This window comes from Lysobacter defluvii IMMIB APB-9 = DSM 18482 (assembly GCF_000423325.1).
Taxonomy (GTDB): domain Bacteria; phylum Pseudomonadota; class Gammaproteobacteria; order Xanthomonadales; family Xanthomonadaceae; genus Novilysobacter; species Novilysobacter defluvii.
In genome coordinates, this window is record NZ_AUHT01000008.1 from 128,206 (window position 1) to 143,522 (window position 15,317).

Sequence of the window (15,317 nt, forward strand, 5' to 3'; positions counted from 1 at the left end):
TCCCGCTCCGCGGGAGAAGGTGCCCGAAGGGCGGATGAGGGATTTAAACGAAATGGCAAGCACCACCTTCCGTTGCGACATTGTCAGTGCCGAGGAAGAGATCTTCCGCGGCGACGCCGAGATGCTGGTTGCCACCGGCGAGCTGGGCGAGCTGGGCATCGTCGCCCGCCACGCCCCGCTGATCACCCGCCTGAAGCCGGGCAAGGTGGTGGTGACCCTCCCCGGCGGCGAGCAGATCGACATCGCCGTCAGCGGCGGCATCCTGGAGGTGCAGCCGCAGGTGGTCACCGTGCTGGCCGACACCGCGATCCGTGCCGACGAGATCGACGAGGCGGCGGTGCGGGCGGCGAAGGAAGAGGCCGAGCGCATCCTCGCCGGCCGTCCGGAGCCGATGGAGGCCGCCGAGGCCCAGGCCCGCATGGCCGAGGTCATGGCCCAGCTGCAGGCGCTGGAGCGGCTGCGCCGCAACATCAAGCACTGACGCTGCGCGAAGCAGCAGTCTGGAATCGCCGGCCCCGTGGCCGGCGTTTTCGTTTGTGCCTACCGGCGATACACCCAGTGCCGGGAGACCAGGAACCCGAGCAGGCCCAGCACCACCTCCACCAGTGGCTTGGCCAGCCAGGCCCACTTCAGGCCCAGGTAGTCATCGACGGCGCCAATCATCCACGTGCTCAGGAAGGTGGTCGCCAGCCACAGCAGCACGAAGCGCACGAACTGCACCCGGCCCAGGGTGGTGTCCTCGCCTGCAAAGGTGAACCGGCCGTTGAGCCAGAAACCGATCAGCGCGCCGCACACCCGTCCAGCCACGTTGGCCTGCCGGACCGGGAGGCCCAGGTGGCTTAGACCGACCATCACGCCCCAATCCAGCAGCCACTGCACGGCACCGAAGACCAGGTAATGGCTGCCCTGCTTGCCCAGGCTGTTCATGGCGCGGTGCCCGCCGGCAGCCGCCACCACTGCGCGCCGTCGAAGCTCGCCTCCAGCGTGGCGCCGGCCCGTTCGAGCCCGGCCCGCTGGGCAGCGGAGACGGTTCGCGGGCGCACCAGGAGATGGCCGATCCCTTCCTCGCGCCAGGCCGTCGCCCAGGCCGCTCCCGACGGATCCGCCTCCGCTTCGGCGTGGCGCCGGGACCAGGGCAGGTCATAGCGGGAGGTACTGCGTCCCAGCGTCCCCAGCTCGGCGTACCAGGGCTGGTCCGGGTCCAGCAGCAACACCGGGGCACGGGGCTCGCCCCGCTCCCGCATCGCCTGGACCAGCCCACGCTCCGGGGCGTAGCGCTCGAACAGCGGTGCATCGCGACCCAGCGAGGCGAGCGCCCGCTTGGCCCCCCCGACGTGCGGGAGCCAGTGTGCGTTGGGCAGGAACGCGAGGTGCAGTGCGCACAGCGCGGCAACCAGCCCCACGGCGGCGCGCGGCGCCAGCGCGGACTGCAGGGCCAGGACCAGCGCCGGCAACAGCAGCACCATCCCGGGATGCGCGTAGCGTGCGTACTGCATGCCGGCCAGCGGCAATGCGACCGCGAGTGCGCCGCAGATCGCCAGGGCACGGGTGCGGGGCAGGGCGAGCGCGACCAGCCACGCGCCGGCGAGTGCCACCAGCACGAAGCCGGTGCCGCCGTCCCACGCCTCCAGGTAGCGCGAGGTATGGAAGCTCATGTCCCAGGGCAGCCGAAGGTCGAAACCTGCGTGCCAGCGGGGGTCCTCGAAGTCGGCGTCCGGGTAGAAGGGCGAACCGAAGTGCGAGTTGAACAGCGGCAGCAGCGGGTTGCCGGCGATGATCCAGGCGTAGGCATAGCTGGAACCCCCCGCCAGCAGCGCGGCGGCGGCCCCCAGCGGCAGGGCACGCCATCCGGACGATCGGCGGTGCCGCCACGCGGCCCAGGCGAGCAACGGCAACGCCGCGACCGCGTGGAGCGGCTTGAGCCCGGCCAGCAGTCCGAAGAGCAGGGCGCCGGCGACGAGCCGTCGGCCCGGTCGCCCGGCGCCGGACGGCTCCAGTGCGAGCGCGGCGAGCGCGACGGTCACCGCGCTTGCCGCGGTCTCCGTCTGCATGCCCCCCATCAGCGCGCCGACCAGGGGCAGGCTGGCCCAGGCCGCGAGCGTCGCCCAGCGAAGCCCCGGGACCATCCCCAGCAGCGTCGACAGCCGCCACAGCGCGGCGCCCCCGGCCAGGAGCCACAGCAGGTTCAGCGCACCGCGCGACTCGGCGCGGACCAGGACCTGTGGAACCGCCTGCAGCACGTCGCCGGCCCAAGCGGCAAGCGCCCAGGCCTGGTGCGTGGGATCGAGCGCGTAACGCCCCTCCAGCTGCAGCTGCCACGGCAGTCCGAGATGGAAGGCCAGGTCGTCGTGCTGCAGCGTGGGCAGCCAGGATCCGGTGGAGGCCAGCCCCGCAAGCGAAACCGCGAGCGCGGCCGCAAGCGGCGCGGCGGCGACCTGTTCACGCCACCCCGTCTGCATCGTCCGCAGGTCACGCGCCAGGCCCCGACGCCCGAGCACGACCGCCAGCACGCCCAGCGACCCGTAGGTCCACGGCTGGTGCACCGGCAGGGGCAGCAGCCAGCCCAGCACGCCGGCGACGAGCGCCAGCCCCGTGAGCAGTGCGTACGGCACCGGACCCTCGCGGACCACCAGGCGACCCAGCACGATGGCCGCCAGCGCCAACGCGGCCACGGCGACGACGGGAAGCACCCCGCCCATCCAGGCCAGCAATCCCAGCCAGACCACCGCCAGGGCGGACGCCCAGGACATCCCGCGCCAGCGCCGCAGCGGCCAGGCAAGCAGCGCGGCCAGCGCCATCAGTGCGAGGTTCTCGGCGACCCGGCCGGCGGCGACCTCGCTCCACATGCGGAACGCGGCCAGCCCGGCGAGGCACGCGGCGACGCCGAGCCAGACCGGAAGCTGCGTCCACCGGGGCGGCGGCGCGTGATGTTGGGCGGGAATCGGCACCGCGGCATCCTACCAAGGCCGACCCCGGTAGAATCGGCGTCCCCCCGCAAGCTGACTGGACGAGTCCCGCCATGCCACTGCCGCTCCATGTCGTCATCCTCGCCGCCGGCGAGGGCAAGCGGATGAAGTCCGCCCTGCCCAAGGTGCTGCAGAAGGTGGCCGGCAAGCCGATGCTGGGCCACGTCATCGAGACCGCGCGCGAGCTCCGCCCCGAGGCCATCCACATCGTGTACGGCCACGGTGGCGAGGAGGTCCGCGAGGCCTTCGAGGGCCAGCCGGACCTGCAATGGGCCGAGCAGCGCGAGCGCCTGGGCACCGGCCACGCGGTGCAGCAGGCCATGGACCAGGTCCCGCAGGATGCGCGGGTGCTGGTCCTGTACGGCGATGTCCCGCTGATCCGCGCCGAAACCCTGCGCCGCATGCTCGAAGTGCCCGGCCGGCTGACCGTGCTGGTGGCCGACCTGGAGGACCCGACCGGCTACGGCCGCATCCTGCGCGATGCCCAGGGCAACGTCGCCCGCATCATCGAGGAGAAGGACGCGACCGACGAGCAGAAGGCGATCAACACCATCAACACCGGCATCCTGGTCGCCGACAGCGAGCCGCTGCGCCGGTGGCTGGAGCACCTGGGCAACGACAACGCGCAGGGCGAGTACTACCTGACCGACGTGTTCGCCTCCGCCGCGGACGAGTTCACCGCCGCCGAGATGGTCCACGTCGAGGATGCGATCGAGACCGAGGGCGCCAACGACCCGTGGCAGCTGGCCCAGCTGGAGCGCGAGTGCCAGCGCCGGCTGGCCCGGCGGCTGTGCATGGCCGGCGCCCGCATCGCCGACCCCGCGCGGCTGGACGTGCGCGGCGAGGTCACGGTGACCGGCGGCGACGTGGAGATCGACGTCGACGTGGTCCTGGAGGGCGAGGTCGAGCTGGCCGAGGGCGTGCGCATCGGCCCGTTCTGCCGCCTGCGCAACGTCCGGCTCGGGCCGGGCACCGAGGTCCGCGCCCATTGCGACCTGGACGGCGTGGTGGTGGAGGGCACCGCGACCATCGGCCCTTTCGCCCGCCTGCGCCCGGGCACCGTGCTGGCCGACGGCGCCCACGTCGGCAACTTCGTCGAGACCAAGAACACCACCGTCGGCGTGGCCAGCAAGGCCAACCACCTGACCTACCTGGGCGACGCGGTGATCGGGGCCAAGGTCAACATCGGCGCCGGCACCATCACCTGCAACTACGACGGGGTGAACAAGTCGCGCACGACCATCGAGGATGGCGCCTTCATCGGCTCCAACTCCTCCCTGGTCGCCCCAGTGACCATCGGCCAGGACGCGACTATTGCCGCCGGGTCGGTGGTGACGAAGAACGCGCCGGCCGGCAAGCTGACCGTCGCCCGCTCCCGGCAGGCCGTGGTCGAGGGCTGGCAGCGCCCCGCCAAGAAGCCGTAATAACCGCCCTCAGTCGGCCAGCACCAGCGACACGCACAGCCCGCCGCCGTCGCGGTTGAGCACGGCGATGCGCCCGCCGTGCGCTTCCGCGATCTCGCGCGCCAGCGCCAGCCCCAAGCCGGTGCCGTTGCGCTTGGTCGAGTAGAACGGCAGCAGCGCATTGGCGAGCACGGCCTCGTTCATGCCGCTGCCACGGTCCAGCACGTCCACCCGCCAGGCCTGGGGGAGGCGCCGCAGCACCAGGGACACGTCCTCCGGGCGGGATCCGGACTCGTGGGCATTGCGCAACAGGTTGAGCAGGGCCTGTTCCAGCTGGCCCGGGTCGAAGCGGCCCATCGAGCCCGGGTCGATGGGATGGACCCGGAAGTCGACCTGGCTGCGAAGCTTTTCGATGAAGTCGCCCCAGGCGACGTTCTGCAGCCGTGGCGCCGGCAGCTTGGCGAAGCGGGCGTAGTCGCGGATGAAGCGCTCCAGGTGCCGGGCGCGCTCCTCGATGGTCCCGAGTACCACGTCGAGCCGGTCGGTGTGCCCGCGCCGCAGCAGCTCCGCGCCGGAATGCGCCAGGGATGCGATCGGCGCCAGCGAGTTGTTGAGCTCGTGGCTGATGACCCGGATCACCTTCTTCCAGGTCTGCACTTCCTGGCGGCGCAGCTCCGCGGTGAGCTGCCGCAGCAGCACCAGTTCGTGCGGGCGCCCGTTCAGGCGGAACCTGCGGCGGGCGAGGTGGTAGATGTCCTCGTCGTCCGCGTCGCCGATGGTGAACATGCCGTCGCCGCCGCGGGCGAAGGCGTCCTGCATCGGCTCGGGCGTGTCCTCCAGCAGTGCCTCGAAGGATTGCCCCTCCAGCCGTCGGCCACCGCCCAGCAGCTTCCGGGCGGCCAGGTTGCCGAGCACGACGCGTCCGACGGCATCGACCAGGAGCATGCCGACCGGGGTGTTCTGCACCATGGTGTCGAGCAGCAGCTCGCGCTGCACCAGTGCAAGGCGCTGCTCCCGCAACGCGGCGCCGAGGCGGTTGTGCGCGGCCACCAGCTCGCCCAGTTCGCCGCCGCCCCGCCACGAAAGCCCGAACGCGTAGTCGCCGTCGCGGTAGCTGGCGACCGTGCCGGCCAGCGCCCGGAACAGCGAGTCCATGGGCCGCATCAAACGGCGGACCTGCAGCGCGACCGGCACCGCCAGCAACGCCACCACCGCCAGCGCGACCTGCCACGGCGGGAGCCAGTCCGACCACCAGGTCGCCAGGCAGGTGGCCACCAGTACCCAGCCCAGGCAGGTCGCGGTGAACGTCAGCTTCAGGGGGAGGCGTTGCGACCAGTGGCTCGAGATGTTCATGTGCTCCATGCCTCCGGAAGGCCGCGGCTCAGGGCCGCTGGATGCCGAGCCGGTCCATGCGCCGGTACAGGGCCTGCCGCGACAGGCCCAGCGCCGCGGCGGCCTGGGCGAGCACGCCACCGCTGTCGGCGAGCGCCGCCTCGATCGCCGCGCGGTCCGGCTCCTGTTCCGTGGCCGCTGCCCCTGCGGCAGGCGTGGGCAGCCCCAGGTCGGCGGCGACGATCCGGTCGCCGCGCGCCAGCAGCGCGGCGCGCTGCAGCGTGTTGCGCAGCTCGCGCACATTGCCCGGCCAGCCATGTGCCAGCAGCGCGCGCTCGGCATCCGGCGAGAGCTGGCGGCCCGGCGGCAGGAAGTGGCGGGCCAGCGGCAGGATGTCGGCCGGCCGGTGCGCCAGCGCCGGAATCCGCAGCTCGATGGCGTTGAGCCGGTAGTAGAGGTCCTCGCGGAAGCGCCCCTCGGCGATCAGGGCCGGCAGGTCGGCGTTGGTCGCGCTGACCACCCGGACCTTGACCGTGCGCTCGCGGTTGCCGCCCAGGCGTTCGAAACGCCCGGTCTCCAGGACGCGAAGCAGCTTCACCTGGCCGGCGGGGGGCAGGGTGCCGATCTCGTCCAGGAACAGGGTGCCGCCGTCCGCCGCCTCGAACTTTCCCTCGCGGGCGCGGTTGGCACCGGTGTAGGCCCCGGGCTCGGCGCCGAACAGCTCCGCCTCGATCAGCTCCGACGGAAGCGCGCCGCAGTTCAGCGCCACGAAGGGGCCGTCGCGGACCGCCGAGTTGGCATGGACGATCTCGGCGAAGCGCTCCTTGCCGGCTCCGTTGGGTCCGGTCACCAGCACCGGCAGGTCGGAGCGGGCGACCTGGCAGGCCAGGGTCAGGACCTGCTCGGTCGCCGGGTCGTCCCACACCAGTCCGCGCAGGTCGTAGTCGCTGGCCAGGCGTTCGCGCCGGCGCTGGCGGGATCGGCGCTCGCGCCGCAGCTCGGCCTGGGCCTCCGACAGCTCCAGCAGGTTCGTGACCGTCGCCATCAGCTTGCGGTCGTCCCACGGCTTGGCCAGGTAGTCGGCGGCCCCGGCCTTGACCAGGTCGACCGCCGACTCCAGGTGCGTCCAGGCGGTCAGCAGCACCACCGGCAGGTCCGGGTGCCGTTCGCGGATCTGCTCGAACAGCGCCACGCCCTCCTCGCCGGAGGTGGTATCGGCGTGGAAGTTCATGTCCTGGACCACCAGGTCGATGCCGCCGTCGCCGAGCACCGCCAGGCCTTCTTCGGGCGAAGCCGCCGACCGGGGCTGGATGTCGTGCAGCGAGAACAGCACCTCCAGGGCGGTGGCGACGGCCGGGTTGTCGTCGATGATCAGGACCGTGGGCATGGAGTGACTCTAGACGCTGCGGGTCGCCACCGCAGGCGGCACGGAGGCGGCGCGGCGTGCCGGGCCGAACACCGACACCTGCCCGAGCAGCCACAGCGTGAGCGCGCCGATCGGCAGGTAGACCGCCGGCAGGCGCGCCAGTTCGTAGCGCTCCATCAGGCTCATGTTGATGGCGTAGGCCAGCATCATGCCGATGACGATGCCCACCGTGGCAAGCAGGAAGTTCTCCACCTGGAAGTAGCGCAGCACCTGGCCCCGGGTGGCGCCGAGCGCACGCCGCACGCCGATCTGCTTGGTCCGCTGCTGGACCCAGAAGCTGGCCAGCCCGACGATCCCCAGGGCCGTCACCACCAGCAGCCCGATGCAGACCGCGACCAGCAGCCACGCCATCGACTTGTCCGCCCGGTAGTAGGCGTCGCGGAGTTCCTCGAAGGTGCCGTCGTCCAGCAGGATCCGGCTCGGGTTCAGCCGGTCCAGTTCCGCCTTCGCGGCCTCGATCACTTCGGTCCGGCGCGCGGGATCGGTCCGCAGCACGTAGCTGCCCTGCGTCACGCGCACCGGCAGGATCATCGACAGCGGGACCTGGGCCGGCCCGCCCTCGTCGTTGGGGCGGATCAGGCGGTCCACCACGCCCACGACCCGGATCGGCGTGTCGCCCCAGCTGTAGATCACGTTGCCGACGGCGTCCTCTCCGGGGAACAGCTGTTCCGCCGTGCCCCGGGCGAGGATCACCGCGGGGATGCTGATCTCCGCCTCGGGCGCCTGCAGGGCGGAGAAATCGATGAACTCGTCGTCGCTGAAGTCCCGACCGGCCACCAGCTGCAGGCCGAAGGTCTCCAGCAATTGCTCATCGCCCAGGTAGAGCGCCGCGTTCAGCGTGGGGTTGGGCTGGTCGGCCTCCAGCTCGACGGAGCCCTGCCAGACCGCGTTGCCATAGGGGATCTGGTTGACCAGGCTCGCCGACTCCACGCCGGGGATCGCGCGCAGGGCCGCCAGGTCCTCGCGCACGCGCGCCGCGGCGTCGCCGCCGTCCTGGCCCAGGCCCGCGTAGCGCAGCTGTACCAGCTCGCTCTCGGCCAGCCCGCTGGGCCGGTCCATGCGCTCGAGCCGGGTGCTGATCAGGAACACGGCATTGCAGATGATCGCGCAGCTCAGTGCGATCTCCAGCACGATCAGGGCCGAGGCGGTCTTGTGGCGCCTCAGGGTGGACAGGATGGGTCGGATGTCCATGGCGGGCCTCACTGGCTCTTGAGCTGGATGGCGGGGGCGACCTGGCAGGCGCGCCAGGCGGGGAGGAGTCCGGCGACCAGGCTGGCGGCGATCGCCAGCACGAAGGTGGTCACCAGCATCGTGGCGTCCAGGTGCGCCAGGCTGGCGTAGCCGACCGGCTGCTGCCGCACGGCCCACAGGCCGAGCAACGCCAGGCCGAGCCCGAGCACGCCACCCGCAAGGCCCACGGTGCCGGCCTCCACCAGGCACTGGGCGAAGATGGCGCGCCGGGACGCGCCCAGCGCACGACGGACGCCGATCTCGCTCGAGCGGCGCAGGAACTTGGCCAGCAGCAGCCCGACGGTGTTGACCAGGCAGACCAGCAGGAACCCCAGGGCGAGCCAGGTCTGCAGCCGCACGTCGCTGGGTACGATCTGGTTTTCGTCCAGCCAGCCCATGACATCGTGCAGCCGCACGTTGGTGGGCCGCTCGAAGCGGCCGGCCTCGCGCTGCTGGTCGGAGTAGTTCGACAGGTACCGCAGGTACTCGCCTGCGTCGCCTGCCGAATCCAGTTCCACCCAGTACTGCAGCCAGGTGCAGGGTGCATTCACGCCGCGCTGGCCTTCCGGATCCCCGCTCGAATTGCCCCAGCAGTTCATGCTCCCGCTGGTGCCCAGGTCCAGGTCGCGCGAGGTGGAGAACGGCAGGAACACCTGTTCCACCTCGCCGAACCGCGAGGCGGTCACGTCATAGAAGCGCGGCGTCGGGCGCCAGCGGTCCAGCACGCCGACGATGCGGAAGTCGTTCTGGTCGAGCCGGAGGGTCCGGCCCACGCTGTTGGCGCCATCGAACAGGCGCTCGTTGAGTTCGGTGGAGATCACCGCGACGCGGTCGCGCGACTCGTCCTCGGCCGCCGTCCAGGGCGTGCCATGGAGCATCGGGGCCTCGAACATCGGGAAGAAATCGGCCGACGTGAAGCGTGCCCCCGCCAGGAACGGATCCAGCCCGCTGCGCTGGGGCTCGACCGCCACCGCACCGGCGGTCATCAGCGCCTGGTGCTTGCCGCGCCCGTCGCGCAGCAGCGCCTCGGCATCGAAGCGGGTCATCTGGAACTCCGGGTCCTCCCCTTCGCTGTAGCCGCTCATCGAGCGCGGGTCCATCTGCGGGTAGAACACCCGGTCGCTCTTGCCGGGCAGCGGGTCGCCCGAGAGCACGTGGAAGACCGTGAGGGTGGTCATGCTCGCGCCGATGCCCAGGGCGATCGCCAGCACCATGAGGGCGGTCAGCACCTTGTTGCGGCGGAAGCTGCGGAGCGCGAGGTCGAAGTAGTAGCCGAGCATGGCGGGCCTGCCTTCTGTAGTGCGTGGGCGGCGCTGGGCCGCGGGTGGGTGCGGGGGCCGGCTCAGCCGTTGGCGACGGCGCGCTCGCGCACCAGCCCGTGCGCCGCGGCCAGGTCGGTCGCGACGCCGTCGACGATGTGGACGTTGCGCTGTGCGCGGGCGGCCAGTTCCGGGTCGTGGGTGACCATGACGATGGTGGTGCCCTCGGCGTTGATCTCCTCGAGCATCTCCATCACCCCGCGGGCCATCTGCGAGTCCAGGTTCCCGGTCGGCTCGTCGGCCAGCAGCAGGCGCGGGCTGCCCGCGAGCGCGCGGGCGATCGCCGCGCGCTGCTGCTGTCCGCCGGACAGTTCGGCGGGGAAGTGCTTCATGCGCGAACCCAGGCCCACGCGGGTCAGCGCCCCCTCGATCCGCTGCCGCCGCTCGGCGCTGCCCATGCCGCGGTAGCGCAGTGGCACGTCGACGTTGTCGAACAGGTTGAGGTCCGGGATCAGGTTGAAGCTCTGGAAGATGAAACCGATCTTGCGGTTGCGCAGGCGGCTGCGGGCGTCGTCGGACAACCCGCTGACGTCCTCCCCGTCGAGCCGGTAGGTGCCGCTGGTGAAGGTTTCCAGCAGCCCGGCGATGTTGAGGAAGGTGGTCTTGCCCGAACCGGACGGGCCGGTCACGGCGACGAACTCGCCTTCGCGCACGTGCAGGTCGAGCCCGCGCAGGGCGTGGGTTTCGACCAGCTCGGTGCGGTAGACCTTGGATACGGCTTGCATCTGCAGCATGGGAGGCTCCCTGGGGTTTTTGGCGGCGGTCAGCCGTGGATGCGGAAGGTCTGGGCCGGGCTCGGGTCGCTCAGGTAGCTGCGCGACAGCGGGCGGCGCCGGGGCGTGGAGTGCGGGGCCTGCGGGCCTTCGTCGGCGATGCGGGTCCAGTGGTTGTAGGTGCGTGGGGCGTTCATTTCAGTCTCCAGAGATGCGTACCTGTTCGTTGCTGCCGAACTGGTCGGCGCCGGCGACGATGACGCGGTCGCCGGGCTCCAGCCCATCGAGGATCTCCACCGCGCCCAGGCTGCTTGCACCGGTGCGGATCGACCTGCGGGTGGCCACGCCGTCCTCGACGACCCAGGCGTGGTTGCCGCCCCCCTGTTCCAGGAACGGACCGCGCTCGACCATGAGCACGTCGTCCCGGGTATCGAGCAGGATGCGCGCGCGCATCCGCTGGTTTTGCCGCAGCCCCGGGGGCTGCTCGCCGGCGAAGCGCAGCCGGCCGATGACTTCGCCGTTGACCACCTGCGGCGAGATCGAAGAGACCTCGGCCTGCCAGGTCGAGCCGGCGCCGGACAGCTCGGCGGGCATGCCCGGCGCGAGGTCGCGGGCGAAGCTCTCCGGCACCCGGATCTCCACCTCGAAGCGGGTCAGGTCGACCACGCCGAGCACCGGGGTGTCGGCGGCGACGTGCTGGTGCTGCTCGACCAGCACCTGGCCCACCTGGCCATCGAACGGCGAGCGCAGGGTCAGCGCGTCGACCTGGCGCTGCAGTTCCTCGACCACCGCGCGCTGGCGGTCGGCCACCAGCTGCTTGTTGCGCTGGTCCAGGGTGGCGCCCTGGCCCTCCAGCTCGTACTCGCGCCGGGCGTGGGCGAGGGCGAGTTCGGTCTTGTGCAGGTCGTCCTCGGCGCGGGCGACGTCGATCGCCGCCACCGCGCCGCCTTCGAAGGCGTGCCGGTTGCGCTCCAGGTCGCGGATCGCGGCCTGGTGGTCGATGCCGGCCTGGTCCAGGGTGCGGCGCGCCGCGGAGCGCGCCACCTGCGCGTCCAGCGCCGCGCGGCCGGCCTCGGCCTCCAGGCTGGCGAGGGTCGCCTGCTCCTGGGCCAGCCGGCTGCGCAGCTCGGGGCTGTCGATCACCGCCAGCGCATCGCCCTTTGCCACCTGGTCGCCCGCCACCACCGACAGGGTCACGGTGCCGGCCGCGACCGCGTACAGGGTGGGGTTGTTGGCGGCGATCACCCGCCCCTCGGCGGCGATGTCGCGGACCAGGTCGCCGCGGACCACCTCGGCGATGCGCAGGCGCGAGGCGTCGTAGGAGCGCGCACCCGCGCTCCAGGCGCTCACCAGCCAGCCGGCCAGCAGGAGTCCGCCGACGCCGAGGGCGATCGCGGCCAGGCGCCGCCTGCGCGTGCCGGTTCCCGTGGTGCCGGTCAGCGTGCGGTCCTGGGCGGAGGTGTCGCGGATGCTCATGGAGGGCGTCGGCCTTGTGGAGTGCTCACCCTGGATGAAGCAGGTTGCGTGCCAACCTGCAAGTCCTTGATGCACAAGGATTACGCGTCTCGCGAAAGTGTCCGCGGACACCCGGGTGTCCGCCGGACGGCAGGCCCGGCGCCCCGGTACAATGGCGCGCCCCCTTTCCAGGACTGCTTGGCCATGTGCGGAATCGTTGGCGCGATCGCCGATCGTGATGTCGTCCCGGTGCTGGTCGAAGGCCTCAAGCGGCTGGAATACCGCGGCTACGACTCCGCCGGCCTGGCGGTGCTGGACGACGGCCGGCTGCGCCGGGTGCGCCGCACCGGACGGGTCTCGGAGATGGAGGCCGCGGCGCGCGAGCAGGGCCTCGCCGCCAGCCTCGGGATCGGCCACACCCGCTGGGCGACCCACGGCGGGGTGACCGAGGACAACGCCCACCCGCACATCAGCTTCGGCGAGCTGGCGGTGGTGCACAACGGCATCATCGAGAACCACGACGCCCAGCGTGCGCGCCTGCAGGACGCCGGTTACGCCTTCGAGTCGGAGACCGACACCGAGGTCATCGCCCACCTGGTCCACTTCCACCGCAAGCAGGGCCTGGACCTGCTGGCGGCGGTGCAGGCCGCGGTGCGCGAGCTGACCGGCGCCTACGCCATTGCCGTCGTCGGCCTGGACGATCCGGACCGGATGGTCGTGGCGCGCATGGGCTGTCCGCTGCTGGTCGGCCTGGGCGAGAGCGAGAACTTCGTCGCCAGCGACGTCTCGGCGATCATCCAGGCCACCCGCCGGGTGATCTTCCTGGAGGAGGGCGACACCGCCGAGCTGACCCGCGACGGGGTCCGGGTGTTCGGCGAGGACGGCCAGGCGGCCGAGCGCGAAGTTCACGTCTCGGACGTGTCGCTGGCCTCGCTGGAGCTGGGGCCGTACAGCCACTTCATGCAGAAGGAGATCCACGAGCAGCCGCGCGCGATCTCCGACACCATCGAGGCGGTGATCGACAACGACGCCTTCGGGCCGGAGCTGTTCGGCGCGGACGCCGCGGAGGTGCTGGCCGGCATCGAGGGCATCAAGATCCTCGCTTGCGGCACCAGCTACTACGCCGGGCTGGTCGCCGGCTACTGGATCGAATCGATCGCCGGGCTGCCGTGCTCGGTGGAGATCGCCAGCGAGTACCGATACCGCGACGCCGTCCCGCACCCCAGGCACCTGGTCGTGACGATCTCCCAGTCGGGCGAGACGCTCGACACCATGGAGGCGCTCAAGTACGCCAAGTCACTGGGGCACGAGGCGACGCTGTCGATCTGCAACGTGCCCGAGAGCGCGATTCCGCGTGCCAGCCGGCTGGTCTACTACACCCGCGCCGGCGCCGAGATCGGCGTGGCCTCCACCAAGGCCTTCACCACCCAGCTGGTGGCGCTGTTCACCGTGGCCTGCACGCTGGCCAAGCTGCACGGACGGCTGGACCCGGAGACCGAAGCCGCGCACATCGACGCCCTGCGCCACCTGCCGGGCAGCGTGCAGCACGCGCTCAACCTGGAGCCGCAGATCACCGCCTGGTCGGAGCGCTTCGCGCCCAAGGCGAACGCGCTGTTCCTGGGCCGCGGCGTGCACTACCCGATCGCCCTGGAAGGAGCGCTCAAGCTCAAGGAAATTTCCTACATCCACGCCGAAGCCTACCCGGCCGGCGAGCTCAAGCACGGCCCGCTGGCGCTCGTCGACGCCGACATGCCGGTGGTGGTGATCGCCCCCAACGACCGCCTGCTGGAGAAGGTGAAGTCCAACATGCAGGAGGTCCGCGCCCGCGGCGGCGAGCTGTACGTCTTCACCGACGCCGACAGCGAGTTCGGCCCGTCCGAGGGCGTGCACGTGATCCGCACCCCGCGCCACGTGGGCGTGCTGAGCCCGATCGTGCACACCATCCCGGTGCAGCTGCTGGCCTACCACGTGGCCCTGGCGCGCGGCACCGACGTGGACAAGCCGCGCAACCTGGCCAAGTCGGTGACCGTCGAATAGCGCCCTTCGTACCCCGACGGCCGCCTCTGCGACCGGCCGTCGCTTGCTCCTCATCCGTGCCGGTGTAATCCGTACGCACTTGTGACCGCGGCGCCCCGCCTGCTCCTTCACGGGCCGGCACGCCCGTGAAAGGAGTGAAGTCATGCCGATCGATCCACCTCCAGGCGAACCCAGCGAACAGGACCCCGGCCGCGGGCAGGCCGGCGGGAAGGCGGGCAAGCCGCCACCGCCGCCGCTGGAGCGCCGCCGCTTCGGCGGCAGCGAGCGTCCCCATGCGCGCGCCGAGGAGGACGACACCCCGGTATCGCGCAGCGACCTGAGCAAAGGGCCGGAGGAACTGCTCGAGCACCGCGCCTCGCGGACCAACTGGCGGGTGCTGGTGATCGCCTCGGTGGTGATCCTGGCCTTCTCGGTCTGGGTCAGCCTGGTGCCCGACGAGGCACGCACCACGATGAAGGCGACCGTCGACTGGATCGCGACCAACCTGGGCTGGTACTACGTGGTGACCATCACCCTGGTGATCGGCTTCGTGCTGTGGGTGGCGCTGTCCAAGGAGGGCAACGTCCGGGTGGGCCCGGACCACTCGCGTTCGCAGTACGGGCTGGGCACCTGGGTGGCGATGCTGTTCGCGGCGGGCGTCGGCATCGACATGCTGTTCTATTCGGTCACCGGCCCGGTGGCGCAGTACCTCTACCCGCCCACCGGCGACGGGGGCTCGCCGCGGGCGGTGCAGGACGCGGTGGTGTGGACGATGTTCCACTACGGCATCGCGGGCTGGTCGATGTACGCGCTGCTGGGAATGGCGATGGGTTACTTCGCCTATCGGTGGGGCATGCCGCTGTCGATCCGGGCCGCGCTCTACCCGTTGCTGGGCAAACGCGTGCGCGGGCCGCTGGGCGACGGTATCAGCACTATCGCACTGGTCGGCACCGTGTTCGGCGTGGCGACCTCGATGGGCATCGGCGTGGTACTGCTGAGCGTCGGCTTCTCGCTGCTGTTCGGGCTGCAGGACGGGCTGGCGGCAGATCGCGCTGGTCATCGGCGCCGTGGTCCTGACCATCGGTGCGACCACCTCGGGCGTGGACCGGGGCATCCGCTGGATCTCCGAGCTCAACCTGTGGAGCGCGCTGGCGAGGCCGCATGGCCCGCGAAACGGACGTCTACTACCGCCTGGAGGTGTTCACCCAGACCGGCTCGGGCGGCTACGACCTGATGGGGCTGACCCGGCAGCAGGTGATCGACGACGTGCTCGACCGCTACGAGGCGCACCTGGCGTTCCTGACCTTCTCCTCGGAGACGGACACCGCCTCGGTGCTGACGCCCGCGGTGTTGCCGAAGGACCAGCATCCGGCAATCCCCCCGGACGCGGATGATGTCGAGGACCTCGAGGGCGGGAAGGGGTGATCCTCCCGCACGCCCGTAGGGCGCAATAGCCG

Annotated in this window: 14 protein-coding genes; 5 read left to right on the top strand and 9 right to left on the bottom strand. The window is 71.4% G+C overall.

From position 1 onward, the window contains the following. Window positions 1-52 precede the first annotated feature (52 nt). Complete coding sequence (locus G545_RS0108515) at window positions 53-481, top strand: F0F1 ATP synthase subunit epsilon (protein WP_027070009.1); 429 nt, start codon at window positions 53-55, stop codon at window positions 479-481. Window positions 482-540: 59 nt separating this feature from the next. On the opposite strand, the gene G545_RS0108520 is transcribed toward G545_RS0108515, so the two are convergent. Continuing rightward, a complete protein-coding gene (locus G545_RS0108520; protein ID WP_027070010.1) occupies window positions 541-927 on the bottom strand; it encodes a GtrA family protein in 387 nt (128 codons plus the stop codon). After that, window positions 924-2,948: a hypothetical protein gene (locus tag G545_RS15005; RefSeq protein ID WP_027070011.1), complete on the bottom strand. Its 2,025-nt coding sequence runs from the start codon at window positions 2,946-2,948 to the stop codon at window positions 924-926. Before G545_RS15005 ends, G545_RS0108520 begins: the two co-directional genes overlap by 4 nt. A gap of 71 nt (window positions 2,949-3,019) precedes the next feature. On the opposite strand from G545_RS15005, the gene glmU reads away from it, so the two are divergent. Beyond that, complete coding sequence (gene glmU / locus G545_RS0108530; protein ID WP_027070012.1) at window positions 3,020-4,390, top strand: bifunctional UDP-N-acetylglucosamine diphosphorylase/glucosamine-1-phosphate N-acetyltransferase GlmU; 1,371 nt, start codon at window positions 3,020-3,022, stop codon at window positions 4,388-4,390. A 9-nt stretch (window positions 4,391-4,399) separates the two neighbouring features. Here the strand turns inward: glmU and G545_RS14175 are convergent, their stop codons facing one another. From G545_RS14175 to G545_RS0108565, 7 genes are all read right to left on the bottom strand, one after another. Then, complete coding sequence (locus G545_RS14175) at window positions 4,400-5,722, bottom strand: sensor histidine kinase (RefSeq protein ID WP_052106884.1); 1,323 nt, start codon at window positions 5,720-5,722, stop codon at window positions 4,400-4,402. A 28-nt stretch (window positions 5,723-5,750) separates the two neighbouring features. After that, entirely contained in the window at window positions 5,751-7,088 is a 1,338-nt protein-coding gene (locus G545_RS0108540) for a sigma-54-dependent transcriptional regulator (RefSeq protein ID WP_027070013.1), read from the bottom strand. Between the two features lie 9 nt (window positions 7,089-7,097). Next, window positions 7,098-8,318 (bottom strand): ABC transporter permease, encoded by a 1,221-nt coding sequence (locus G545_RS0108545; RefSeq protein WP_027070014.1) that lies wholly within the window; start codon window positions 8,316-8,318, stop codon window positions 7,098-7,100. A gap of 8 nt (window positions 8,319-8,326) precedes the next feature. Next, window positions 8,327-9,637: an ABC transporter permease gene (locus G545_RS0108550; RefSeq protein WP_027070015.1), complete on the bottom strand. Its 1,311-nt coding sequence runs from the start codon at window positions 9,635-9,637 to the stop codon at window positions 8,327-8,329. A gap of 62 nt (window positions 9,638-9,699) precedes the next feature. Further along, a complete protein-coding gene (locus G545_RS0108555) occupies window positions 9,700-10,410 on the bottom strand; it encodes an ABC transporter ATP-binding protein (protein ID WP_027070016.1) in 711 nt (236 codons plus the stop codon). Window positions 10,411-10,439: 29 nt separating this feature from the next. Further along, window positions 10,440-10,586 carry a hypothetical protein gene (locus G545_RS15645; RefSeq protein ID WP_154656550.1) on the bottom strand — a complete coding sequence of 49 codons (147 nt, stop codon included), beginning with the start codon at window positions 10,584-10,586 and terminating at the stop codon, window positions 10,440-10,442. A 1-nt stretch (window position 10,587) separates the two neighbouring features. After that, entirely contained in the window at window positions 10,588-11,865 is a 1,278-nt protein-coding gene (locus G545_RS0108565) for an efflux RND transporter periplasmic adaptor subunit (protein WP_027070017.1), read from the bottom strand. A 183-nt stretch (window positions 11,866-12,048) separates the two neighbouring features. Here G545_RS0108565 and glmS point away from each other — a divergent pair, with 183 nt between their 5' ends. From glmS to G545_RS15785, 3 genes are all read left to right on the top strand, one after another. After that, entirely contained in the window at window positions 12,049-13,881 is a 1,833-nt protein-coding gene (gene glmS / locus G545_RS0108570) for a glutamine--fructose-6-phosphate transaminase (isomerizing) (protein WP_027070018.1), read from the top strand. 142 nt (window positions 13,882-14,023) lie between these two features. Next, the gene (locus G545_RS14180; RefSeq protein WP_197050201.1) at window positions 14,024-15,094 is read left to right on the top strand and encodes a BCCT family transporter; all 1,071 of its coding nucleotides are present in this window, start codon (window positions 14,024-14,026) and stop codon (window positions 15,092-15,094) included. Beyond that, window positions 15,022-15,285, top strand: coding sequence for a hypothetical protein (locus G545_RS15785; protein WP_169449570.1), 264 nt, complete (start codon window positions 15,022-15,024; stop codon window positions 15,283-15,285). Before G545_RS14180 ends, G545_RS15785 begins: the two co-directional genes overlap by 73 nt. Window positions 15,286-15,317: the final 32 nt, after the last annotated feature.